We start from the raw sequence: 22,956 nt of genomic DNA, 5'->3' as shown, positions 1-22,956 counted from the left end.
GATCTGTGGCTAAATTACTAAGTGAACAACCGCCCCGTTGTTTACTTTCAGGAGGCATCCGCCCATGCCCAAGCTCAAACTCCTGCTGACGGCCCTCGCCCTGGTCGTGCTCAGCATTCAGGCGCCGCAAGCCCAAGCGGCCATCACCCAGACCGTGCTCTTCAACAAAGGAGACGCCGGCTACGGCTGTTACCGCATCCCCGCGATCGTGAAGACCAAGGCGGGGACGCTGCTCGCGTTCGCCGAGGCCCGGCGTGCGTGGTGCGCGGACTCCCAGGAGATCGACCTGGTCCTGCGCCGCTCCGAGGACGACGGCCGCACCTGGTCGGCGACCCAGACCGTACTGTCCGGAACCGACACCGATCCGAATGCCGTTGCGACCCGCGGCAACCCGGCCCCGATCGTGGACTACGAGACCGGCCGGATCGTGCTGCTGAGCACGATGGATCCAGGTACGACGACCCGCCCGCGGACGCCGTACGTCCAGTTCAGTGACGACGACGGGAAGACCTGGAGCAAGGCAAAGAACATCGGCGACCAGATCGACGACCCGGCCTGGGGCTGGTACGCGACCGGTCCCGTGCACGGCATCCAGCTCACCCGCGGCGCGCACGCTGGGCGCCTCGTGGCGGGTACGAACTACGACAACGGCGCCGGCAAGAACGCCGGTCAGCTCGTCTACAGCGACGACCACGGCGACACGTGGCACAAGGGCGGGACCGATCTCCGGTCGGACGCGACGCCGCAGGAGATCAGCGTGGTCGAGAAGGTCGACGGCGGTGTGTACGCCGGTGCCCGCAACAACGCCGGTACGTCGGGAGCCAGCCGGATGGCCGCGGTCAGCAACGACGGCGGGGAGACGTTCGCCGCGCCGTTCGCGACGATCGCCGGTCTGACCACACCCGTCGTACAGGGGTCGCTGCAACGGCTTAGGGCCGTCGACCAGGGTGACAGGTACAACCGGATCCTGTTCGCGTCGCCGGCGGATCCGGATCGGCGCCGGTACATGACGATCCGGTCGAGCTTCGACGAGGGCAAGACCTGGCAGACCGTTGCCGAAGGCACCCGAATCACCAGCGACTGGTCCGGGTACTCCGATATGGCGATCCTCGACACCGGCGAGATCGGCCTGCTGTACGAGGGCGGTACGGTCGACGCGCGCGACCAGATCCGCTTCGCCCGCTTCACCGAGAACGACATCGGCCACCCGGACGCACCCCTCGGCGCGACGACCCCGGATGTGTCCGGGCTGCACAACGACAGCTACCTGCGCGGCGGGCCGACAGTCGTACCCGGCAAGTACGGGCAGGCGCGGGACTTCGACGGCACCGATGATGCGCTCCAGCTCCCGTATGCCGAGGCGCTGGCCGTCGGCGCGGGTGACTTCACCGCGATGGCGTGGATCAAGTACGGCGCCAGCACCACCCCGCAGGCCATCTTCTGGGGCTACAACATCAACGAGTTCTCCCAGTTCTGGCTGCGGGCCGAGCCCGCGGACAGCCGGATCCGGGGCCTGATCACGACCGGCGGCAACACCGCGGCCGTGCAGACGACGAAGGCGTACAACGACAACGCCTGGCACCACGTCGCCCTGCAACGCAAAGCCGGCACGCTCTCGATCTGGATCGACGGCACCCAGGCCGCGAGCGCCACCGCACCGAGCGGCTCGGTCAGCCCCGGCCGCCCGTTCAAGATGTATGTCGGCCAACGGCTGGACGGCGCTCATCACTTCGACGGCTCGATGGACGAGGTCCGCCTCTACAAACGCGCGCTGACGGCGACCGAGCTCAACAGCATCCGCACCACCAACAGCACGACGGTGCCGAACGCCGTACTCGATCTGCCGCTCGGGTGACATCACACTGGCCTGGCGGACAACGTGAGCCGCCAGGCCAGCTCACCGCTCTCCGGCACAACCGCAGCATCGTCCGGCCCGGCCTCCGCGAGGTCGAACACCCGGCCGAGCATCGGCTCGACACCCAGACTCCGGTACGGCGCATCGGCCGGGAAGCCGCCCTGGTTCCGCCACAACGCGGTGGAGACTGGTTGCCCCGGGCAACTCAATGTCATGGTCAGCTCTGCGCCGCGATCGCGGACCGAGATCGTTGGGCAGTCCACCAGTACGGCACCGGCTGCGGTGCCGTCGGACTCGCCGTACATCGAGAGGTCGAGGGGAGTCGGCCAGCCGGCTGTCACCCAGGGTGCGTCGTCGGGCCAGGCCCACGGGAGGAGCGTGGCTGCCTCCGGATACAACCTGCATTCGGTCCCGGGTGGCGCGGAGATGACTGCTCCGGCGGCGCAGTCGAGCAATGCGTGTGCTGCCCAGATGAACCGGTAGCCCGGGGCTGTTTCGAGGCGGTAGTCGACGGTCAGCGTGTCGGTGCCGGGGGTGAAGGCGCGGGTCAACACCGCACCGTCGTACTCCACGGAGCCGTCCCACGGCTGGTTCCAGAGGCTGCCGTGGTCCGGGGTGCCGCGCACGGTGGGGAGGCACTCGTCGAGTCCGCCGGCGTCGATGAAGGTCGCGAAGCCGGCCCGGGAGCCGCTGACAAGGCCGGGGCCGGGCCAGAGCCACTCCCGACCGGCCAGTTGGAGAGAGGTCCAGCGGCCGCCGTCGGCAGGGTCAACGGTCACGAGCCGACCGGCCGCGTACTCGGTCACCATTCGGCGAAGGAGCCGTCTTCGTGGGTCCACACCGGGTTGCGCCACGAATGACCGATCTTGTCGGCCGCACGGACGGCCGCCTCGTCGACGGTGATTCCCAAGCCGGGCAGGGGATTCCACTCCGCGTGCCCGTTGACCCAGGTGAACGGCGCCGGATCCACGACGTACGACGTGAGGTCGCTCGACACGTTGTAGTGGATTCCGCGGCTCTGCTCCTGGATCAGGAAGTTCGGCGTTGCGAACGACACCTGCAACGAAGCCGCCAGCGAGATCGGCCCGAGCGGGCAGTGCGGCGCAAGCATCGCACCATGCGCATCTGCGAGTACGGCGATCCGCCGCAGCTCGGAGATCCCGCCCGCATGCGACACGTCCGGCTGTACGACGGCCACACCCGCGTTCAGCGGCGCCATGAACTCGGCCCGGTGATAGAGCCGTTCGCCGAGCGCGACCGGGATGGTCGACGTCTCCACCACCGACGACAGATGCGCCATCTGCTCCGGCAGCACCGGCTCCTCGACGAACATCGGCTGCAGACCCTCGACCGCATGCAGGATCCGCCGCGCACCGGCCACACCCACACGCCCGTGCAGATCGATCGCAACATCGCGCGAGTCACCCAGCACCTCACGCGCCGCTGCGAGCCGGGTGACGATGTCGTTGACCTCGGCAACCGACGGCGAGGTCTGGATCTGCCCGCTGGCGTTCATCTTCACGGCCGTCATCCCCGCCGCAACCTGCTCCGCGACGGCGTCACCGATCGACGACGGCTCGTCCCCGCCGACCCACGCGTACACGCGGACCCGATCACGGACCCGCCCACCGAGCAGAGCCGCGACCGGAGCGCCGTACACCTTGCCGGCGATGTCCCAGAGCGCGTGGTCGAGCCCCGCGACCGCGCTGCTCAACACCGGCCCGCCGCGGTAGAAGCCACCCTTCGTCAACACCTGCCAGTGCCGCTCGATCTGCAGCGGGTCCTGGCCGATCAGGTACTCCGCGAGTACGTCGATCGCGGCTCGTACGACTTCCGCGCGACCCTCGACGACCGGCTCGCCCCAGCCGACGACGCCGTCGCTGGTCTCGACCCGGCAGAACAACCAGCGCGGCGGGACGAGGAACGTCTCGATCTTCTCGATCTTCACCGGCGCCGCCGACGAGTCGATCCGCGTACTTCGGTGAGGTCCTCGGCCGCCTTCGCCAGCAGCTCCCGCATCGCGAGCTCAGCGCCCTCGGGGTCGTGCGCGCGGATCGCGTCAACGACCAGCCGGTGGCTGGGAATCGGATCGTCGGACGGCTTCACCGTGTGCACCAGCCGGTCGCGATCGGCGAGCCCGGTCTCCATGATCACTTCCATCTTCGTCAGCAGTTCGTTACCCGTTGCCGCCAGCAACGCCCGGTGGAACGCGAGGTCCGCGGCCGCCGCGGCGAGGTTGTCGTCCGCCGACTCCATCCCGGCCAGCGCCTCGTCGAGTGCCGTGAGGTCCGCGTCGTCGGATCGCAGCGCGGCCAGTCGCGCCGCGGCCGGCTCGACGATCCCGCGCACTTCGTGCAGCTCCTCGAGCAGCTCGGGCCGCGAGTCGGCGTCCTTGAAATGCCAGCGGATCATGTCCGCGTCGAGCAGGTTCCAGTCCGAACGCGGCCGGACGAACGTGCCGCGCTTCTGCCGTGCGTCGACCAGGCCCTTCGCGGTCAGCACCTTCAACGCCTCCCGGACCGCGGTCAGGCTGACGCCGAGGTCGGCCTGCAGCTCGGTCACGTTGATGGTCGCGCCCTCCGGGATCTGCCCGGACAGGATGCGATCCGCCATCACTTCGACGATCTGTCCGTGCAACCCGCGCGACACTCCGCGCTGAATCCCCGTCACACTGCTCTCCCTCATGCCGAGTCCTTCACCGCGGACCATCCGCCGTCGACCACCAGGCTTGTCGCTGTCACGAACGACGCCTCGGACGACAGCAGGAACGCCACCGCCTGAGCCACCTCGTCCGGCTGCCCGAGCCGCTTGAGCGCCGTTGCCTGCGCGCTCTGCTCGCGACCCTCGGCGTCGACGCGGTCCCACATCGCGGTCAGCACCGGTCCCGGAAGCACGCTGTTCACCCGGATCGAGCGACCGTACTCGACCGCCAGTTGGCGTCCGAGCGAGATCAGTGCGCCCTTCGTCGCGGCGTACGCCGGATGTCCGGGCAGCCCCGCGATCGCGTGCACCGACGAGACCAGTACGACGGAACCGGCGTTCGCGACGAGATCGTCGTACAACGCCTGGAAACCGAGGAAGGCTGCGGTGAGGTTGACGTCGAGCTGGCGTTGCCAGGACGGCGGCGACAACTCGTGGGCCGGCTTGACGTCGACGACGACCGCGTTGCTGACCAGGCCGTCGATCGGGCCGAGCTCGTCGTGGCCGCGGGACCGGGCCTCGGCCCAGGTGTCCGGAGACGCGACGTCACCGACCACGCTGATGGCCTTGCCCGGCAGCTCCTTGCACGGGTGGATGTCCACCTGCACGACCTGCGCACCCTCGGTCAGCGCCCGCTCGACGCAGGCCGCGCCGATCCCCGACGCGGCCCCGGTCACCACGATCACCCGCCCAGCCAGCCGCACCAGCGCCTCCTCGAATCACCCCTACCCAAGCACGCAGGCAGGCCCGTTCCAACGATGAACGAGCCATCAGTTGACCCTGACCACGCTGTCCCGTCAAGCGATTTGCTCGTAATTTACGAATTAATATTGACACCTGGGATCGTCCGCCGCAAGATCGTCCGCAACACACCACTTACTCGACTGGCATCGCCGGTCGGGCAGAGCTCAGGAGTTCGGCATGACGGGTCTGGCAGCAGATCGGCGGACGTTCCTCAAGGGACTCGGACTACTCGGGGCGGCCACGCTGGTCCCCGGATGCGCGACATCGACGAAGAGCCCGGGCAGCGGCAGCGCGGCGACCGGTGAGCTCTCGCTGCAGTCGAACCTGTCCAGCGAGCAGGCCAAGGCCGCGATGGAGAAACTGGTTGCCGCGTACAACAAGACCGGCGGGTCGCAGGTCAAGCTGAACACGGTCGCCGCGGAGATCTTCCGGACCCAGCTGCCGACGTACCTGACCTCGGCGAACCCGCCGGACGTCTACACCTGGTACGCCGGGTCGGTCGCGGACTCGTACGCCAAGAAGGACCTGCTGCTCGACGTGACCAGCGTCTGGGACAGCATGGGCAACTACTCGAAGGCGATGCAGACGCTGTCCACCAGCAGCGCCGGGCAGAAGATCTTCGTGCCGACCAGCTACTACTGGTGGGGCATGTTCTACCGGAAGTCGAACTTCGCCAAGTGGGGCGTGACGCCGCCGAAGACCTGGGCCGAGTTCGTCGACGTCTGCAAGAAGATCCAGGGCAAGGGGATCCCGCCGATCGGCATCGGCCTCGGCGACACGCCGTGGGTCGCATCGGCGTGGTTCGACTACCTGAACATCCGGATCAACGGCGCGCCGTTCCACCGCCAGCTGCTGGCCGGAGAGGGCGACTTCACCGACCCGAAGGTGAAGGCGGTCTTCACGAAGTGGCGCGAGGTGCTGCCGTACTTCGACCCGAAGGGCAAGTCGTTCCCGTTCCAGGAGGCGACCTCGGCGCTGCTCGCGGGCAAGACCGGGATGTTCCTGATCGGCACGTTCTTCGCGGACTCGGCGCCGAAGGACGCGCTGGACGACATCGACTTCTTCCAGTTCCCGATCATCGATCCCGCCGTACCGGTCGCCGAGGAGGCGCCGACGGACGGGTACTTCGCGTCGAAGAAGGTGAAGGATGCGGAGGGGACGAAGAAGTTCCTCGCCTGGCTGGCGACGCCGGAGGCGCAGAACATCTACGTGCAGAGCTCTTCCGGTACGGCGATTCCGGCGAACCCGGACGGCAAGTCGGCCGACACCGCGCTGGTCAAGAAGGGCAAGGCGATGATCGAGGGCGCCGCGGAGCTCACGCAGTTCTTCAACCGCGACTCGAGCGACGCGCTCCAGCCCACCGCCGACGCGGCTCTCACCAAGTTCCTCGACAAGCCCGACCAGATCGACCAGATCCTGAAGGACTGGCAAGCGGCAGCACAGAAGGTCTTCAAGGCGTGACCGCAACAGCTGTGGGATCTCGGAGCCGGACCGGCAGCGGTTCGGCCTCGAGATCACGTCGTCGCGGTGTCTCACCGCTCATCCTGGCGTTCGTGCTGGTGCCGTTCGTCATCGAGGCGATCTGGGTGTTCTGGCCGGCGTTGCAGGGGTTCTGGCTGGCATTGACCAGCTGGGACGGGTTGTCCGCGCCGCGGTTCGTCGGTTTCGGCAACTTCGGGGACATGGTCTCGGATCCGATCTTCCGTACTGCGCTGAAGAACACCGCGATCTGGCTGGTGCTGTTCGGTGGGTTGAGCGTGATCGGCGGCTTCGGGATGGCGTTGCTGTTGCAGCGCGAACGCCGCGGGGTCGGGATCTATCGGGCCGCGCTGTTCACCCCGGTCGTGTTCTCGCTGGTGGTCACGGCGCTGATCTGGCGCGTGTTCTATCAGCCGGATGGACTTGTCGACACGGTGTTCCGAACCGTTGGCCTGGGCAACTTCGTCCGCCCCTGGCTCGCTGACCCCGACACCGCGTTGTACGCCGTGATCGTGCCGGCGCTCTGGCGACAGATCGGGTACGTGATGGTGCTGTACCTGGCCGGTCTGAAAGCGGTCGACCCCGCGCTCTACGAAGCGGCGAAGGTCGACGGCGCGTCCGCTTGGCAGCGCACGCGGTACGTGACGATCCCGCAGCTCAAGGGCGTCAACTCCGTCGTACTGTCGGTGATCGTGATCGACTCGCTGCGATCCTTCGACATCGTCTGGTCGATGACGAGGGGCGGCCCGTACCACTCGTCCGAGCTGCTCAGCACGTACATGTACTCGACCGCGTTCCAGTCCACCCAGCTCGGCTACGCCTCGGCGCTGGCTGTGGTGATCTTCGTACTCGCTCTGGCCGTGATCCTCGGCTACCTGATCCGCGCCTTCCGGGAGGAATCGTGATTCGCCGTACGGGGTACCACGTGGCGATGTCGATCGTGTCGTTCCTGTGGGTCGCGCCGATCCTCTGGGTGATCGTGATCTCGTTCCGCAGCTTCGACGACGTCGCCGCGAACGGACTCGGATCGTTACCGCATTCGTTCACGTTCTCGACGTACAAGTCGGCGTGGGAGGACGCGGACGAGTTCCGGGCGCTGATCAACAGCCTGCTCGTGACGATCCCGGCGGTTCTGCTGAGCCTCGGGCTGGCGTCGATCGCGGCGTACGGGCTGGCGCGGTACAACATCCCGTTCCGGCGGACGATCCTGTTGCTGATGTTGATGGGGAACCTGCTGCCGCCGCAGATCCTGCTGATCCCGATCTCGCGGTTCGTGGAGTTGATCGGGTACTACGACACGCTGATCGCGCTGATCGCGGTCCATGTCGGGTTCGGGCTCGGGTTCTACACGTTCGTGCTGCACGGGTTCATGCGGGACCTGCCGCGGGAGATCCAGGAAGCCGCCACGATCGACGGTGCGGGGCCGGGTCGGATCTACTCGAGTGTGATCCTGCCGTTGACGCGACCGGCGCTGGCGGCGTTGGGCGCGCTGTCGTTCACGTGGATCTTCAACGATCTGTTGTGGTCGATCACGGTCATCAGGTCCGGCGAGAAGATGCCGGTCACGCCGGCGCTGCTCGGTCTGCAAGGTCTGTTCGTGTCGTCGTGGAACGTGATCGCGGCCGGCACGGTCATCGCTGCGGTGCCTACGGTGGCGGTGTTCTTGCGCTTCCAGAAGCACTTCGTGGGCGGGCTGGCGATCGGAGCCGTCAAGTGAGGACGTGGACGTTGCGCGGTACGACGACGTCGTACGTCGTCGGCGTACCGGACCACGGGCTGTGGGCACAGCTGGTTGCCTGGGGCCCGCATCCCGTGGAGATCGTCGGCACGGAGCATTTCGTGCCGCGGGCGGATGTGGAGCCGCTGGAGTACGCCGTCCGCGGGGTGCGTTACACCGCGCCGGTCGACCTGGTCGTCAGCGGACCCGACGGCTCGGACGAACTCCGTCCCGTCTTCGACGAAGCAGCAACCGGCGAGCCCCGCGTCGTCCTCCCCGGGACCGAGCTGCAGTTGGTCTTCCGGGACGGCGTCCGGGGAGCGCGGGTCGAGTTGCACTACCTGGTGGTCGGGGACGTTGTCGAGCGATGGGTCTCCGTCGGCAACGACGGCGCCGACGAGCTCACGCTGCATCGGCACGACTCGGCGGGGTTCGTGGTGCCTGTTGGGAACACCATCAAATACTTGTGGGGCGAGTGGAACAGCGAGTTCCAGCAGGCCTCCGTGACGCTGCCGCGCGGCCGGTTCACGATCGGGAGTGCGCAGGGGATCACCGGGCATTCGTACTCGCCGTTCCTCGCCACCGATGGACCGGTCGCGTATGGCGTGCAGCTTGCGTGGTCCGGGTCCTGGGAGATGTCGGCGGATGTCGACACGACCGGGCTGCTTCGTATCCAGGCCGGTCGCAGCTCGTCGAGCTTGGGGCTACGGCTCGGTGTCGGGGAGACGTGGACCTCGCCGAAGGCTGTTGGCGCCTGTAGTGCCGAGGGTGCCGATGGGTTGGCGCGGGTGTTTCACGAGTACGAGCGTGCGATATCGCGGGGGCGGACGCCGCACGTGTTGTACAACTCGTGGTTCGCGACCGAGTTCGACATCCGCGCCGAGCACCAGCTCGAGTTGGCGCGTCGGGCGGCGGGCATCGGGGTCGAGACGTTCGTGGTCGACGACGGCTGGTTCGTCGGGCGGTCCGACGACACGGGCGGGCTGGGGGACTGGGAGGTCGATCCGGCCAAGTTCCCCGACGGGCTCGAAGGGTTCATCGCGCAGCTTCGCGACCTGGGCCTCGACTTCGGCCTGTGGATCGAGCCCGAGTCGGTCAGCCCGTCGTCACGGCTGGCTTCCGAGCACCCGGAGTGGATCCTGCGTACGGCGGGGCGCGAGCCGGTCCTGATCCGGAATCAGTTGCTGCTCGACCTCAGCCGGGACGATGTCAGGGAGTTCATCTGGAGCACGCTGGATCGGCTGCTGACGACGTACGACATCAAGTACCTGAAGTGGGACGCGAATCGGCCGCGGCTGGACAGCGGCGACCAGCGGCGGGATCTCGACGGGCTGGTGGTTTCGAATCTCTACGCGATCCTGGATCGACTGCGGGCGCAGCACCCAGAGGTGTACGTCGAGGGGTGCGCTGGTGGTGGGGCCCGGGTGGATCTGGGGATGGCTTCCCGGGTGGACACGCTTTGGCCAAGTGACAACACGGCCCCGCTGGATCGGCTCAGGATTCAGGAGGGGTTCCGGACCGGGTTCGCGCCGCATCTGATGAGCTCGTGGGTGACCGACGCGGTCGGCACGCATGACGGTCGTGAGCGGTCGCTCGATTTCCGGTTCCATGTCGCGATGGCCGGCGTACTCGGGATCGGTGCGGATCTGTCCCGCTGGACCGACGAGCAGTTGAAGACGGCGACTCGCCAGATCGAGCAGTACAAGGGCTTTCGTGAGTTGATTGCCGATAGCAAGGTCTATGGACTGGCGGCCGGCATGCAGTACGTCGGTGCGACGCGGTCCGTGGTGTTCCTGTCGCAGACCGGCGACGGCAACGTGCGCGGCACACTGCCGACCCGGCCGCGGCGGGTGCCGCTGGCCGGGCTGGATCCGGCGAAGAACTACCGGGTGGGCGACGACGTCCACGCGGGCAGCTACCTGCTGCAGGTCGGGGTCGCGTTCGACGGCCCGGCCGACTCACAGTGCCTGATCGTCGAGGCACTGGACTGAACCCCCGTTCCGCTCAACGGAAGAGGTTTTACAGATGAGGCGATTCCTAGGTGGGGTGATCGCGGCGGCGCTGGTGGCCGGCGCGATCGCCACCACGACGACCCCGGCGGTGGCGGCTCAGGCCACCGCACCGGTCCTCAGCCCGACGCCGTACATGGGCTGGAACACGTACTACGGTCTCGGCGGCGACTTCACCGAGGACACGATCAAGTCGGTCGCGGACTCGCTGGTGAGCCGTGGGCTGGCGAAGGCCGGCTACGACATCGTCTGGCTGGACGGCGGTTGGCAGGCCGACCAGTCGCGCAGTGACGCCGGCGACCTCGTGCCGAACCCGGCCAAGTTCCCGAACGGTCTCAAGCCGCTCGTCGACTACATCCACAGCAAGGGCCTGAAGGCGGGTATCTACACCGACGCCGGTCCGTACATCCCGGGCAAGTGCGGTCTCGGCAGCGGCGGCCACTACCAGCACGACGCCGACACGTTCGCCGCCTGGGGATTCGACGCGGTCAAGGTCGACTACCTGTGCGGGATCGCGGCCAACCTGGACCCGAAGACGGTCTACACCGAGTTCGCCCAGGCGCTGCGGAACAACGCGAGCCACCGGCCGATGATCTTCAACCTGTGCAACCCGGTCACGTCGCCGGACTGGGGCAACTACCCCGAGTCCCAGCAGTCGATCAACTCCTGGTCGTACGCGCCGGGGATCGCGCAGTCGTGGCGCACGTACACCGATGTCGGCTTCCAGGGCGACATCAAGTTCAAGGACGTACTGCGTAACTACGACGCGAACGCGCGACACCCGGAGGTCGTGAAACCGGGTGCGTTCAGCGACCCGGACTACCTCGCGCCCGAGCTCGGGATGACCGACGAGGAGTTCCGTACGCAGCTGACGCTGTGGGCCGTTGCGGCTGCTCCGCTGGTGGTCGGCAGCGACGTACGGAAGCTGTCTGCGACGACGGTTGGCATGTTGACGGATCCTGACGTCATCGCGATCAACCAGGACAAGGCTGCGGTGCAAGCCGTCCGAGTCGGTGCCGCGGGTACGACCGAGACGTGGGTCAAGCGGCTCGCTGACGGCAGCCGCGCCGTCGTACTGCTGAACCGGGGTGACAGCGCGAAGACGCTGACCACGACGGCGTCGGCGGTCGGTCTGCATGGCTCGCGGTTCACGTTGAAGAACGCCTGGACCAACAAGGTGACCGAAAGCGCCGGCGTGATCAGCGCCGCGGTTCCGGCACACGGTACGGCGCTCTTCCGCGTCGAGCCGGCCCGCGGCGTACCGGGGATCCCGCATGTCACGGCTGGGATTCCACAGGTGACCAAGGTCGGCACGGATGCCCAGCCGGAGGACGCTGCTCCGGTTGTTGCCGGTGGCGACGAGCTGACGGTTCAGGTCAACGTCCGCAACGACGGCGTACTGCCGGTGCTGCAGCCCACCGTGACACTTGCGGGTGGCACCGGATGGACGGTCACGCCGTTGTCGAAGGCACCCGCCGTCCTTGCCGGTGGCAAGCAGGCGAACTTCACCTTCACGGTCAAGCTCCCCGTCGGCGCAGCTCCAGGTACCGCGAGCGTGACCGCGCAGACGGCATACCAAACGGTATTGTATGGCGTGCAGAAGCAGACGACCGTGCTGTCGTCAATCGTGATCGCGCCGGCGCCGCCGAGCGGGACTGTGCCGCTCTCGCACCACGACTGGATCACGGCCACCAGCGGGTGGATGTCGCCGACCATCGACGAGAGTGTCGGCGGCGGTAACCCGATCAAGCTCACCGGTACGACGTACCCGACCGGGATCGGCGTCGCGTCGCCGTCGCTGATCCGGTATTACCTCGGCAAGTCGTGCTCGCGGCTGACCGGGATTGCGGGTGTCGACGATGTGGTCAGCAACGTCGGACCGGAGGGTGGCACGTCCACGTTCCAGGTAGTCGGCGACGGAAAGGTCCTGTTCGACAGCGGGACCGTCGACCGCTTCACCCCGAAGCAGTTCGACGTCGACCTCACCGGCGTACGCGTCCTCGACCTGGTCGTCGGCGATGCGGGCGACGGCGGCTACAACGACCGCGCCGACTGGGCTGCACCTACCGCAACCTGCTGACAGTTGATCGGAGGGGCGGACCTGTTGCCGGGTCCGCCCCTTCTGCTATTTCCAGTCGACCTCGGTTGACTTCAGCCACGTCCAGGTGCGGTTGCGCCAGGCCTGGGATTGGTGCGCGAGGCGTGCGGAGTACTCCGCCCAGTCGGTGACGGTCTCGTGGGACCAGCCCTTCTCCGCGGCGCCGGGGAGACGGGGGAGGAGCATCAGTTCGAGGTCCTGGCTCGTGACGATCGACTCGCACCAGATCGCGGCCTCGACACCGATCACCTGCTCGACGGAGTCGACACCGCGCAGGCTCTCCACCGGGTCCCAGGAGATCCCGTCCTGGATCGACGCCGGTCCGTAGAACTGGAGGCCGAGACGTTTGCGGGCCTCCTCCTGGGCAGGGTCACTCGTGGCGTCCTTGTGGGGGCGGTCGAAGTACAGCCAGGTTGTCGGAGAGGCGAGGATGCGGGCGCCGGCGGCGAGCGCCTTCGGTACGTCGTGCTGTGCCTTCTGGAGACCCTCGACCAGGATCGGGAGCAGGTCGTCCGGCAGGTCGGACGGCGCGGAGGCGGTGTCCATGGAGTCGAGATCGACGTCCATCCAGTACTGGACCACGTCCGCGGGGTCGATGGCGGCACGCGCGATCTCCTGCCAGCCGACGACCTGCTTGCCACGAGCGCGGACCAGAGCTGCGGCCCGTTCGACGAATGCAGCGTGATCCTCGTCGGACATCCCCCACGCCTCGTCACCACCGATGTGCACGAAGGCCGACTGCGGGAACTGCGGAATGATCGCGTCCAGCACGTCCTCCACGAACGCCCAGGTCTCGTCGAGCCCGGGCTGCATCGTGCTCAGTTGCATACTCGCGCCGTTGCCCAGGTCAACGGTCCGGATCTGCGCCGGAGCAAGCTCCGGGTACGCCGTGAAGACCGAGGTGGTGTGCCCCGGCATGTCGATCTCCGGCACGACAGTCACGAACCGCTCGGCGGCGTACGCCACCAACTCAGCCAACTCCGACCGCGAGTAGTACCCGCCAGGCCGGTCGTCGATCGCCCCCTTCGCCGCAACATCCGTGAGAGCAGGCCGCGACGGCACTTCAACCCGCCAGCCCTGGTCGTCCGTGAGGTGCAGATGGAGCACGTTCAGCTTGTACAGGCTCAGCATGTCGATGATGCGGCGCACTTCGTCCGGCCCGTGAAACGTCCGCACGACATCAAGCGACAACCCACGCCACGCAAACCGCGGCCCGTCGACGATCCGACCTGCGGGCAGGACCGCGACCCCGTCCTGCAGATGTGCGGAGATCAACTGGCGCAGCGACGTGAGGCCCCGATGGACTGCCTCCGGCGTCGACCCCCACACTCGAATGCCGTCGTCGATGATCTCCAGGCCGTGGCGCTCGTCGACCTCACCGCCATCAGCACGCACTCCGTTGGCTGTTGGTACGTCGTCAACGGGCTCGAGCGCGAGCGTGATGCCGGTGTCGCCGGTCAACGTGAGGCCGGTGTCGAGCGCGACGTCGGCGGCGAAACGCTCGGCAACCCCGGCGAGCTCGGCAGGTGGCGCGGCGATGCCGTGCCCCGCGCCGACAGCGAACGAGCCGTTGGATGCCGACGAGGAGGCGGGTGCGGGAATGACAGGAAGGTTCACGGGGCTCCCCAGGTCAGGTGGTGCCAGCAGCCTACGTCCCGGTGCCGACCGGACAAACGTTCGGCGGAAAGATCGCGCCCCCGAATTTGCCAGGATGGTAGAAAACTGCCTGTAACGGTCCGCATCCGCCCCGCGATGTTACAGACTGTAAAGGGGTGGCTGTGCATTTCCGTAAGCTCTGGGGATCGTCGGAATGCAGTACCACAGGAATCCGATGATCGCGGGGGCGAATGATGGAACCGATCAGTATTGCCGCTGTCACGGCGGTGGCAATGAAGTATGTGATCCCGGCGATCCGGGAATTTGGCGCGCAGGTGCTGGAGAAATCCACCGACACGGCCAGTGACTCGGTGGTCGGGTTCGGGCGGCGGGTCCTGCAGTTGCTGCTCGGCGGGCGGACGCGGGGAGACCAGCCGGTGCTCGAAGCGGCGATCGCAAGCCAGGTCGTCGCGGTCGCTGCGGATCCCGCGCAGCCGAAGGCCTCCGAGCAACTGAAGCTTGTGATCGAGGACCTGCTGGACGCGGACCCGGCGCTGCTCAAGACCCTGTCGGAGTTGCTCGATCGTGCTCCGGACAAGAGATCGGTGTACGTCGGTCGAGACAACAGCGGACCGATCGTCAACGGCGACGGCAACACCGTGTTCGGTCGCTGACCGCCATGACCGATCAGGCGGACGGCCACGTAAGCATCGGCAGAGACAACTTCGCGCCGATCATCAACGGCAACAACAACACCTACCACGCAGTCGAACCGCTGGACGTGACCGCGGCGAGACACCGAGCCGCGGGAGTGTGGAAGTTACGCCATGGCATGGCTTCTGAGGCCGTCGGCCAATTCCGGTTGGCGCGAACCGCCGAACCGGGAAACCCGGACGACTACTATTTCGGTGCGATTGCCGAACTCGGCGGAAAGAAAGCGTTCCTGGCGCCGCTGCGTTGCGTCCGGGCGGCCGATCTTCTGATTCACGGTGCGCTCGACCTCGAAGACCGGCCGGAGTTCCATTACTTTCTCGCCTATCTGCGCTTCGACTACTACGCGCGCAAACATCTGCGACCGCCGGCGCCGTGGCAGGTGTCGTTCGCCGAGGCGTGGGCCAAAGGTCTGACCCAGAGTCGGATCGACTCGTTGTTCACCTTGTTGTCGGTGGAAGATCCACTGCCGGCCGTCCGGTGATGGGGGGAGCCGGGTCAGTAGACCCGGTCCGTCACCGTCGGCCGATTTCATTCGAGCTCTGCCCTGGGAGGGGACGGCATGGCTGACATCAACTACGCACAGAACGAGAAGTATTTCAAACCGGTGTCCTACAAACCCGGCATCATCAGCATCGTCATCGGCGTGCTGCTGCTGTTCTTCGCCAGCTTCGGTCCGGTGGTGATCGGTCTGCTGCTGATCGGGCTCGGGTGCTACCTGATCTACCGCCAGACGGCGGACCGGCCCACCGATGCCGACTTCGACCACCAGATCAGCATCGCGCTGGGCGGCCTGCGGAAGCGCGCGCTCGAGAAGCTCGACCTGGACGAGAGCGAGGTCGAACTGATCAAGCCCGTCATCGTCGGCGGCAAGATCTTCGGCGGCACCAGCGACGTGAAGCGGGGCAAGGACGGGATCTACCGCACCAGCGAGTGCGAGGGGATCGTGATCTTCTTCGCCGAGCAGGAGCTGCACGCCTTCAAGTACCAGGTCTCGCTGGTGAACTCCGCCCGCACGAAGGAGTCCACCGACGTGTACTTCTACCGGGACGTCGTCTCGGTCTCGACGCGCTCCGACTCGATCCCGGTCCGGGTCGACCAGACGCAGGTGCCGGTACATCTCGACGTGTTCCGGTTGACCACGTCGGGTGGAACGAACATCGAGTGCTCGATGGGCGCGGCCATCACCAGCAGCGACAACGAGATCCGCGCGGCGCGGCAACTGATCCGCGACAAGAAGATCAACGCGTCCTAGCGCGACGCCAACTCCGCCAGGGCCCGATCCTGGCGGAGTTGGACAACAGTCATCCCGCGAGCTTGCGGCAGTACAGCGCGTCCGGGGTACCGGTGGAGCCGGGTCGGGTGGTGAAGGCTAGGCCGGCGGCGTATTCGTCGTTGGCGCATTGGCCTTTGTAGTTGCCGGTTGCGAAGTCGCCGCCGGCGCCGGTTCGGTTGTCGCCGCGGTCGAACCAGATGGTGCGGGCGGTCGAGCCGAGGGATTGGGAGGTGGCTGTGCAGAGGGCGGCGGAGACGCGGGCGCCGCGGACGCTGTAGCCGGTCAGGTAGAAGTTCGGGGGGCATTCGTACTTCGTGTAGCCGGAAGCCCAGTCGGACGAGACATGGCGCTCGTCCTTCACGACCTCATATGCGCTCGACGAGGTCGGTCCGCCGGAGCGGCAGAGTCCGCGGTTGGCGGTGTGGCTGAGGCCGATCAGGCGGAGGCCGTCGGGGCACGCGGCTTTGCGGGCGCCGTTGTCCCAGTCGCCGGCTGCGCGCATCCGGAGGGACTCGACGAAGTCGCCGTGGTCGGGGCTGAGCATCTTCCAGATCGTTGCCGTGTCGACCGGTCCGGTCTTGGTCGATGCGTTCATCAGTCGGGTCCAGGCGGGCGCGCGCCAGTCGTCGCCGTCGTACAGGCCGATGCGGTGGCCGGTGGAGTCCCACGCCAGCAGGGCCCAGCCGTTGTCCGGGGTGCCGTCGGTGTTGTGCCAGCCGACCAGCGGCCAGTACGCGAAGTCTGCGTCGGTGCGGATCAGTTGATCGACGAAGTGCTCGAACCAGGCACGCTGCAACGTTCCCGTCCCCTGACGGCCGATGCCGAACTCGCTGATCCAGAGCGGCGCGGTGAAATGACCCTCTTCGCCGGTGACGAAGAACGCCTGCCGGTTCAGCTCACTGATCAGTTCCTCCGGCGACAGATCGCGGTACCGCGGATCACTCGTCTCACCCATGCCGGTCGCGCCGCTGTGGCGTGGGCCGGTGTAGTCGTAGAAGTGCGCCGAGTACACGAGCTTGTCGGAGGCAACCAACGTGTGGGACAGGTAGCGCGCCGGGGTCAGTGTCGGCCGGTCGTGCGGGAAGCCGTCGACCGGGATGCCGGTCCAGTTGATGCCTTCGACAACGATCAGCAGGTTCGGGTTTGCCTCGGTGAGGATCCGGTCGCCGAGGTGCTGGGACGCGGCGAACCAGTCGTGGTCGTCGCCGAGGCCCCAGTTCGGGTCGTCGAGGACGTTGCGCCGTACCTCGTTGTAGAGGTCGGCGCCGACGACGCGCGGGTTGGTCTTGTAGCGGTTGACCATGAACAGCCAGTCGTTCTCCCAGGTGTCGGTCGACTGGCTCGCGTTCCAGCGTTCGTTGCCGTCCACCCCGCAACACCAGCGGGTCGTGTTGGTGTGGTTGTTGAGGATGACCGCGAATCCGGCGGCGGTCAGCTGCTGTACGACGACGTCGTACACCTGGAGCGGTGTCTTGCCGGCCAGGCTCGGGTTCGCGGCGACGGCGGCGGCCGGGATCGGTGCGGTGTCGTGGATCATTTCGTTCGAGAACTGGAGGCGGATGCTGTTCAGTCCGAGTTCGGCAAAGCCGGAGATGATGTCCGCGATCGGGGCTCGATCGAGCCCTAGCGGCATGCGGTTGCTGTTCTCGCCGGCATGGTGGTTGGAGTTGTCGTTCTGGTCGCCGGAGCCGTTCCAGGTACCGCTGGCGCCGTGCCAGTTGCCTGACTTGAGGCGGAAACGGTTGCCGTTGGCGTCGACGATGTAGCGACCACGGGTGCTCAACGGGGGAGTCCAGTCGGCGACGAGCTGAGCGGACGCGCGGGCGGGAGCGGAGGCGGTCGCGGGGACTGTCGGGGTGATGACGGCCAGGAGCATGACGATGACTGCAGACGGGGCGATTCTGCGCATGTTCCGATCGTCCGGGCTCGTGGTGGTCGGCGCCCGTGGGCCCGGCGCGTCGCACCGGGCCGACGGCGGTTACTTCACGCTGCCGATGACCTTGAGTGAGATGACGGACAGGTTCGGGACTGTTGTTTCGCCGCCCAGTTGGGTGTCGTAGGACAGGGAACCCAGGACCTGGATGTTGGCCTGGAAGAGGTCGTCCTCGACCAGGTCGGAGACGTCGGCGGAGAGGTTGGTCAGGACGGTGTTGGTCGGGTAGTCGACGAAGCCGTACTCCACCTTGTGTTTCACGCCGTCGACGTCGGCCCGGAAGGCGTCCTCGCCGGTTGCGGCGTCGAACTGCGTGACGCGGCCGTAGACGACGTACGCCTCGCCGATGTGGTCGTCGGGGCTCTTGGCGATCTTCGCCCATTGGCGAGCGGTGAGCTTCTTGTAGGTGGTCTTGGTGGTCTTCGGCGCCGTGGTTGGTTTGGTGTCGGTTGGTGGCTTGGCGGGTGGAGCTGTGACGGTGACGGTTGTCGGTGGGGCGGTGACCTCGACCGGCTTGCCTGGGATCGTCACGGTGATTGTCGGTGCGGGCAGGTCCGCCGAAGCGGTCGACTGCTTGCCGGCGCCCGCGTTGCCGGCCGCGGCGCCGAAGGCGAACAGGATGAGGCCGGACACCACAGCCCACCCGACCTTCGCACCCTGCGAGAGCGGCTTCTTCTTCGACCCCGGTGCCGGCGGCTGCGGCGAGTACGGCGCCTGATGCCGCGGGTACGGCGGGTACGGCGGCTGCGGCGGTTGCTGTGGTGAGTGGTACTGCGGGAACTGCGGTTGGTTCGGGTCGTGCGGATGCTGCTGAGACATGATGATTCCTTCCCCCCGGTCCCCGAGCCCCCCTCGGGATCCGCCACTACGGTAACGGTGAGTGATCATTTTGCCTAGACCAGAACGCATTGTGTTGGCGGACGACCGCGTCGTCGAGATCTGGGAAGGCGGCGACCCGGCAGGCGAGCCGGTGATCTTTCACCACGGGACGCCGTCCGGGCGGCTGCAGGCATCGCTCGGTGACGGGGCCGCGCGGCGGTGTGGGGTGCGGCTGATCTCGTTCAGTCGGCCGGGGTACGGCGGGTCGACGTACACCTCGCCGAGCTTGGCATCGGTTGGTCACGACACCTTGCTGGTTGCTGACCAGTTCGGCATCGGCGACTTCACCGTACTGGGCGCCTCGGGAGGTGGGCCGTACGCGATCGCCACCGGGCTTGCGGATCCGCAACGGGTGAAGGCGGTTGGGCTTGCGGGTGGGGTCGGGCCGTGGCGGTTGATCGAGCCGCCGGATCCGGACGACCCGGATCTGCCGCTCCTCGCGTTGGTGGATGCGGGTGATGTCGTCGGTGCGCTGGACGGCTTCCGTGAGCAGGCGGCGCAGGACTTCGACCGGATGCTGAGCCTCGACGACGCGGACGTGGTTGATGCGTTCTTCGAGGGAGTGCCGGGGGAGGAGCTCGGCTGGCTGGACGCGGCGGCGCGTGAAGTGTGGGCGGCCGACATGCGTGAGGCGCTCGCGTCGTACGACGGTTATGCGCGTGACAACGTGGCCTGGGGAGGTGCGTGGGATGTGGATCCCACGCAGCTCACCGTGCCGACGTGGTTGTGGTACGGCGAGACGGACCGAATGGTGCCGTCCTCACACGGCCGTTGGTTCGCCCAACGGATCCCGGACGCCACGCTGATCGTCCGCCCCGGCGAGGGCCACGGCCGGACGATCTTCGGGCACTGGGACGAGCTGTTCAGCGCGCTCGGTGCAGGGCGGCCGGCTGTTTGAGGTACCGCGGCCTCGTTCATCCGGTGGGGATGAGGCGTCGGGCTTGTCGTCGGTCGAGGCTGCTGATGACGGACAGACCGACCAAGGGAGTGCACGATGGCGACACTGACGGTGTGGAAGTTCGAGAGCCCGACAGCAGCCCAGGACGCGGTCGGAACATTGGAGATGCTGGCCAAACAACAGCTCATCCAGGTGCACGACGCGGCGACGGTGTCCTGGGAGCCGGGTAAGAAGAAGCCCAAGACCCGGCAGTTGCACAGCCTCGCGGGCGCCGGGGCGATGGGCGGCATGTTCTGGGGCATGCTGTTCGGGCTGATCTTCCTTGTTCCGTTCCTCGGTGCGGCCATCGGTGCCGCGACCGGTGCGCTGGCGGGATCGCTGAGCGACGTCGGCATCGACGACAACTTCATCAAGTCTGCCCGCGACAAGATCACCCCCGGAACCTCGGCACTCTTCCTGATGTCGAGCGACGCTGTGGGCGACAAGGTGAAAGCGGCCTTCGACGAGCGCGGGCTGCGGCCCGAGCTGATCGAGTCGAACCTCTCGGCCGAGCAGGAGGCCGAACTGCGCGAGATGATCGCCCAGTAGCGGGCTCCGGAACCGCATAGCGCCCGCCGGCGCGCGTGACGACGCGGCGCCGAGCCGGCGGAACAGGCTCGCCCTGATGCTCACCCGATGATCGCAATGAGGCTCTGCGCCAGGGTCATCGCCGGCACCAGGGCGAGCCGCGGGTTCGCCTTCGTAGGAACAGCCGGGATGGGGGAGAGCAGCATGCTGCGCAGGGTGTCGTCAGAGTTCCCGGATCCTGTCCCGCCGACCTGCCAGGGTCTGCCCGGCAGCCTCTCGCCGGGCGCACCCTCAGTGGATCCGGCCGACGGCGCGTTGCCGATCGGACCCGGCCGGATCCTGCGCTACCGGCTCGACACGCCGCTCCTCGACGTCATCGGGCTCAGCTGCCTGCTACGGATCAAGCATCCGGCGCCGACGGTCAGTTCCTCGTTGCGGATCCTTCAGCTCGGGGACGCGTTCGACCTGGGACTCGAGCCACTGACGACCCGCCAGGCCCTCATCCGGGTCAAGCTGCAACGGGTCGTTCATGACCTGGGTCAGTTGCCGACACCCAGCACGCGCTTCACGGAGTTGCGCCTCGACTGGCACACCAGCGGCAAGACCTTCCTGCGCGTGGACGGCAGGCTGGTCGGCTATCACGACCGGCTCGGTCGAAATCACCGGCTCAGCATCGAGGAAGTCACCTTCGGCTCGGACACCGGATCGCAGGGGTCGCCGGGGGCGCAGTACCAGGTGGACGAGTTCTCCGTACGGGTGCTCCTCAGCCGGCCGCGCTGGCCGCGCCGGCACACGACGGTCGTGCGCCGGCCCTGACGCCGAGCGGATCCACGGGCGGCTGCCGCTACGCCATCGGTGGTACGCGCTCTTCGGTCGCGCTTGGTTGAGTGTTGCTCTGCTGGCCGTCCCAGGCGGCGTCCTCGGAGCGCCGGCCGATCCGGTCGCGCGCCTCACCCCACCCGGAGGTCAGCGCGTACAGCACGGCGATGTCCAGCGCGACCATCAGCAGTGACCACACCGGGTAGGCGCCGAGCGACAGGATCTGCAGTACGGCGTGCAGCCCCACGAGGATGATCGCCGTGATCCTGGCCCACGACTGCGCCGCCAGCACACCGCATCCTGCGGCCAGCAGGAGCAGCCCGGAGATCAGCAGAACCCATCCCCAGCCGGTCAGATCCACGACGACGAAATGCTCCGGCGTGATCACCAGACGCTCGTCGTTGAACAGAGCAACAAATCCTTCGAACACGTTGACCAGCCCGGTGATGACGAGCATCACACCCGCGAACACGACCAAACCGGTCATGGCCGCCCCGGCCCGTTTCGCAGCCATTTCGACATCCCCCTTCGTGCGTCAGGTACCGCCGGAACCGGCGGCTCCTCCTCTGGATGGTGTCTCCGTCGACGCACCCCGCACCTCACCCCACGCGGATGAATCCGGCCGCCGAGCCGCTGCGGCTGACGGCTCTTGGCGCCATCCACCCCTCAGAGAATGACACCAAGAGCGACGCCGGCGGGTGCGTCCGGATCGATCCTGACGATCCGTCGCACGCTCCACCTATAGGCCGACCGTAGGCGCGGTCGGCCGGACGCGCGTCATCCTCGGCGGACGATCTCGTCCCGTCGGTACCTGTCACTCGGTCGGGCGCCGGGCTCCGTGGATGTAGGGCAACGGGTCACCGGACGCGCGCGCACCCGAGGCGAACCAGGCCGCGAGTCCGCGCGGCGATCGCCGCTCGAGTTCGTCGAGGTACTGCTGCCGCCGCGCGATCAGGGTCAAGCGCTCGTATGCCGACGACGCCGCCTCCAGCTGGACGAAGCTCCGGCGCCACGCCAGGCAGAGCGCCTCGTCGTCGAGCTGACCAAGATCCGACTGCGCCTCCGCTTCCGGCGTTGTCTCCGTCCGCGGTTGCCCCTGTGCGGTCGGCTGCTCCTCGGCGGGCCGGATCGGGACCGCGCCGTCCGGCTGGCGCTGTTGCGACGGATTGCCGCCGGCCGCGAACCATCGGGTTCGGACCCACGTGACGAGCGCCGGCGTCGTACCGATCAGAATCAGCACGATCAACAGGCCGACGGCGCCGAAGGCTCCGACCAGTCCGGCCACCGCCGGTCCGAGAACAGCGCCGGCAACTGTCGTCAGGGTGATCTTGCGCGTCGCTCCCTGGACGAAGTCGCCCGACCAGATCGATGAGGCGACGACGGCCGCCACCAGCGCGCCGAGCCCCACGAAGACGACTGTCGCCGACACCCCCCATTGGGCGAGCACGCAAACCGTTCCGACCCCGGCCACCAGACAGGCACACCACCACCAGACCAGCCGGCCTACGCCTCGTGGTCCGCGGGCGTCGGGTTGTTCGGCACCGGATCGCCGCTGCGCCTCACTCACCCTCAGGAATGTGTCATTTTCAGGCCGGGCCTGCCTCATCCTCGCCGGATGAGGCAAGCGGGGCCGACTGGGCGAAGGCTGGAGCCGAGGATTCCATCGAGGGGAGAC

At 67.4% G+C, this 22,956-nt stretch carries 21 protein-coding genes; 12 read left to right on the top strand and 9 right to left on the bottom strand.

Features of this window, described 5'->3' with window-relative positions; translation table 11 throughout:
• The first annotated feature begins 64 nt into the window (after positions 1-64).
• Complete coding sequence (locus FDA38_RS33195; RefSeq protein WP_137258134.1) at positions 65-1,855, top strand: sialidase family protein; 1,791 nt, start codon at positions 65-67, stop codon at positions 1,853-1,855.
• 2 nt (positions 1,856-1,857) lie between these two features.
• On the opposite strand, the gene FDA38_RS33190 is transcribed toward FDA38_RS33195, so the two are convergent.
• The 4 genes from FDA38_RS33190 to FDA38_RS33175 are packed head-to-tail and all read right to left on the bottom strand — an operon-like array spanning position 1,858 to position 5,259.
• Positions 1,858-2,664, bottom strand: coding sequence for a hypothetical protein (locus FDA38_RS33190; protein WP_137258133.1), 807 nt, complete (start codon positions 2,662-2,664; stop codon positions 1,858-1,860).
• Positions 2,658-3,803, bottom strand: coding sequence for a galactonate dehydratase (gene dgoD, locus FDA38_RS33185; protein WP_137258132.1), 1,146 nt, complete (start codon positions 3,801-3,803; stop codon positions 2,658-2,660). Before dgoD ends, FDA38_RS33190 begins: the two co-directional genes overlap by 7 nt.
• Positions 3,800-4,540 carry a FadR/GntR family transcriptional regulator gene (locus FDA38_RS33180; RefSeq protein ID WP_137258131.1) on the bottom strand — a complete coding sequence of 247 codons (741 nt, stop codon included), beginning with the start codon at positions 4,538-4,540 and terminating at the stop codon, positions 3,800-3,802. Before FDA38_RS33180 ends, dgoD begins: the two co-directional genes overlap by 4 nt.
• Positions 4,537-5,259 carry an SDR family NAD(P)-dependent oxidoreductase gene (locus tag FDA38_RS33175; RefSeq protein ID WP_137258130.1) on the bottom strand — a complete coding sequence of 241 codons (723 nt, stop codon included), beginning with the start codon at positions 5,257-5,259 and terminating at the stop codon, positions 4,537-4,539. The genes FDA38_RS33180 and FDA38_RS33175 overlap by 4 nt, the downstream gene beginning before the upstream one ends.
• A gap of 217 nt (positions 5,260-5,476) precedes the next feature.
• On the opposite strand from FDA38_RS33175, the gene FDA38_RS33170 reads away from it, so the two are divergent.
• The 5 genes from FDA38_RS33170 to FDA38_RS33150 are packed head-to-tail and all read left to right on the top strand — an operon-like array spanning position 5,477 to position 12,584.
• Complete coding sequence (locus FDA38_RS33170; protein WP_137258129.1) at positions 5,477-6,760, top strand: ABC transporter substrate-binding protein; 1,284 nt, start codon at positions 5,477-5,479, stop codon at positions 6,758-6,760.
• On the top strand, positions 6,757-7,683 hold the full coding sequence (locus tag FDA38_RS33165) for a carbohydrate ABC transporter permease (protein WP_233715074.1): 927 nt from the start codon (positions 6,757-6,759) through the stop codon (positions 7,681-7,683). Before FDA38_RS33170 ends, FDA38_RS33165 begins: the two co-directional genes overlap by 4 nt.
• A complete protein-coding gene (locus FDA38_RS33160) occupies positions 7,680-8,495 on the top strand; it encodes a carbohydrate ABC transporter permease (protein ID WP_233715073.1) in 816 nt (271 codons plus the stop codon). The genes FDA38_RS33165 and FDA38_RS33160 overlap by 4 nt, the downstream gene beginning before the upstream one ends.
• Positions 8,492-10,486 (top strand): alpha-galactosidase, encoded by a 1,995-nt coding sequence (locus FDA38_RS33155; protein ID WP_137258128.1) that lies wholly within the window; start codon positions 8,492-8,494, stop codon positions 10,484-10,486. The genes FDA38_RS33160 and FDA38_RS33155 overlap by 4 nt, the downstream gene beginning before the upstream one ends.
• Before the next feature lie 34 nt (positions 10,487-10,520).
• On the top strand, positions 10,521-12,584 hold the full coding sequence (locus tag FDA38_RS33150) for an NPCBM/NEW2 domain-containing protein (RefSeq protein ID WP_137258127.1): 2,064 nt from the start codon (positions 10,521-10,523) through the stop codon (positions 12,582-12,584).
• A gap of 45 nt (positions 12,585-12,629) precedes the next feature.
• On the opposite strand, the gene FDA38_RS33145 is transcribed toward FDA38_RS33150, so the two are convergent.
• Positions 12,630-14,219 carry a beta-N-acetylhexosaminidase gene (locus tag FDA38_RS33145; protein ID WP_137258126.1) on the bottom strand — a complete coding sequence of 530 codons (1,590 nt, stop codon included), beginning with the start codon at positions 14,217-14,219 and terminating at the stop codon, positions 12,630-12,632.
• Positions 14,220-14,491: 272 nt separating this feature from the next.
• Here FDA38_RS33145 and FDA38_RS33140 point away from each other — a divergent pair, with 272 nt between their 5' ends.
• From FDA38_RS33140 to FDA38_RS33130, 3 genes are all read left to right on the top strand, one after another.
• Positions 14,492-14,872 carry a hypothetical protein gene (locus tag FDA38_RS33140; RefSeq protein ID WP_137258125.1) on the top strand — a complete coding sequence of 127 codons (381 nt, stop codon included), beginning with the start codon at positions 14,492-14,494 and terminating at the stop codon, positions 14,870-14,872.
• 5 nt (positions 14,873-14,877) lie between these two features.
• Positions 14,878-15,393 (top strand): hypothetical protein, encoded by a 516-nt coding sequence (locus FDA38_RS33135; protein WP_137258124.1) that lies wholly within the window; start codon positions 14,878-14,880, stop codon positions 15,391-15,393.
• A gap of 78 nt (positions 15,394-15,471) precedes the next feature.
• Entirely contained in the window at positions 15,472-16,164 is a 693-nt protein-coding gene (locus FDA38_RS33130) for an intracellular growth attenuator family protein (RefSeq protein WP_137258123.1), read from the top strand.
• Positions 16,165-16,213: 49 nt separating this feature from the next.
• Here FDA38_RS33130 and FDA38_RS33125 read toward each other — a convergent pair whose 3' ends face one another.
• Both FDA38_RS33125 and FDA38_RS33120 read right to left on the bottom strand, forming a co-directional pair.
• Complete coding sequence (locus FDA38_RS33125) at positions 16,214-18,094, bottom strand: glycoside hydrolase family 5 protein (protein ID WP_137258122.1); 1,881 nt, start codon at positions 18,092-18,094, stop codon at positions 16,214-16,216.
• Positions 18,095-18,163: 69 nt separating this feature from the next.
• Complete coding sequence (locus FDA38_RS33120) at positions 18,164-18,937, bottom strand: hypothetical protein (protein WP_137258121.1); 774 nt, start codon at positions 18,935-18,937, stop codon at positions 18,164-18,166.
• 61 nt (positions 18,938-18,998) lie between these two features.
• Between FDA38_RS33120 and FDA38_RS33115 the strand changes: the two genes are divergently transcribed.
• The 3 genes from FDA38_RS33115 to FDA38_RS33105 all read left to right on the top strand — a co-directional run bounded on the left by FDA38_RS33115 (position 18,999) and on the right by FDA38_RS33105 (position 21,278).
• Entirely contained in the window at positions 18,999-19,895 is an 897-nt protein-coding gene (locus FDA38_RS33115) for an alpha/beta fold hydrolase (protein ID WP_137258120.1), read from the top strand.
• Between the two features lie 96 nt (positions 19,896-19,991).
• Entirely contained in the window at positions 19,992-20,483 is a 492-nt protein-coding gene (locus FDA38_RS33110; RefSeq protein ID WP_137258119.1) for a DUF1269 domain-containing protein, read from the top strand.
• Between the two features lie 183 nt (positions 20,484-20,666).
• Positions 20,667-21,278, top strand: coding sequence for a hypothetical protein (locus tag FDA38_RS33105; protein ID WP_137258118.1), 612 nt, complete (start codon positions 20,667-20,669; stop codon positions 21,276-21,278).
• A 28-nt stretch (positions 21,279-21,306) separates the two neighbouring features.
• Here FDA38_RS33105 and FDA38_RS33100 read toward each other — a convergent pair whose 3' ends face one another.
• On the bottom strand, positions 21,307-21,795 hold the full coding sequence (locus FDA38_RS33100) for a DUF7144 family membrane protein (protein WP_137258117.1): 489 nt from the start codon (positions 21,793-21,795) through the stop codon (positions 21,307-21,309).
• Positions 21,796-22,095: 300 nt separating this feature from the next.
• Positions 22,096-22,848, bottom strand: a complete 753-nt coding sequence (locus FDA38_RS33095) for a hypothetical protein (protein WP_137258116.1) — start codon at positions 22,846-22,848, stop codon at positions 22,096-22,098.
• Between the last annotated feature and the right edge of the window lie 108 nt (positions 22,849-22,956).

The sequence above is a fragment of the Kribbella jiaozuonensis genome, assembly GCF_005233875.1.
Lineage (GTDB): Bacteria > Actinomycetota > Actinomycetes > Propionibacteriales > Kribbellaceae > Kribbella > Kribbella jiaozuonensis.
This window is presented reverse-complemented; position numbering and strand designations above follow the sequence as displayed.

Excerpts from the sequence above, each read along its gene's own strand:
- FDA38_RS33195 (WP_137258134.1), top strand. The coding sequence starts at position 65 with ATGCCCAAGCTCAAACTCCTGCTGACGGCCCTCGCCCTGGTCGTGCTC.
- FDA38_RS33190 (WP_137258133.1), bottom strand. The coding sequence starts at position 2,664 with ATGGTGACCGAGTACGCGGCCGGTCGGCTCGTGACCGTTGACCCTGCC.
- FDA38_RS33180 (WP_137258131.1), bottom strand. The coding sequence starts at position 4,540 with ATGAGGGAGAGCAGTGTGACGGGGATTCAGCGCGGAGTGTCGCGCGGG.
- FDA38_RS33170 (WP_137258129.1), top strand. The coding sequence starts at position 5,477 with ATGACGGGTCTGGCAGCAGATCGGCGGACGTTCCTCAAGGGACTCGGA.
- FDA38_RS33150 (WP_137258127.1), top strand. The coding sequence starts at position 10,521 with ATGAGGCGATTCCTAGGTGGGGTGATCGCGGCGGCGCTGGTGGCCGGC.
- FDA38_RS33140 (WP_137258125.1), top strand. The coding sequence starts at position 14,492 with ATGAAGTATGTGATCCCGGCGATCCGGGAATTTGGCGCGCAGGTGCTG.
- FDA38_RS33135 (WP_137258124.1), top strand. The coding sequence starts at position 14,878 with ATGACCGATCAGGCGGACGGCCACGTAAGCATCGGCAGAGACAACTTC.
- FDA38_RS33130 (WP_137258123.1), top strand. The coding sequence starts at position 15,472 with ATGGCTGACATCAACTACGCACAGAACGAGAAGTATTTCAAACCGGTG.
- FDA38_RS33125 (WP_137258122.1), bottom strand. The coding sequence starts at position 18,094 with ATGCGCAGAATCGCCCCGTCTGCAGTCATCGTCATGCTCCTGGCCGTC.
- FDA38_RS33120 (WP_137258121.1), bottom strand. The coding sequence starts at position 18,937 with ATGTCTCAGCAGCATCCGCACGACCCGAACCAACCGCAGTTCCCGCAG.
- FDA38_RS33110 (WP_137258119.1), top strand. The coding sequence starts at position 19,992 with ATGGCGACACTGACGGTGTGGAAGTTCGAGAGCCCGACAGCAGCCCAG.
- FDA38_RS33105 (WP_137258118.1), top strand. The coding sequence starts at position 20,667 with ATGCTGCGCAGGGTGTCGTCAGAGTTCCCGGATCCTGTCCCGCCGACC.
- FDA38_RS33100 (WP_137258117.1), bottom strand. The coding sequence starts at position 21,795 with ATGGCTGCGAAACGGGCCGGGGCGGCCATGACCGGTTTGGTCGTGTTC.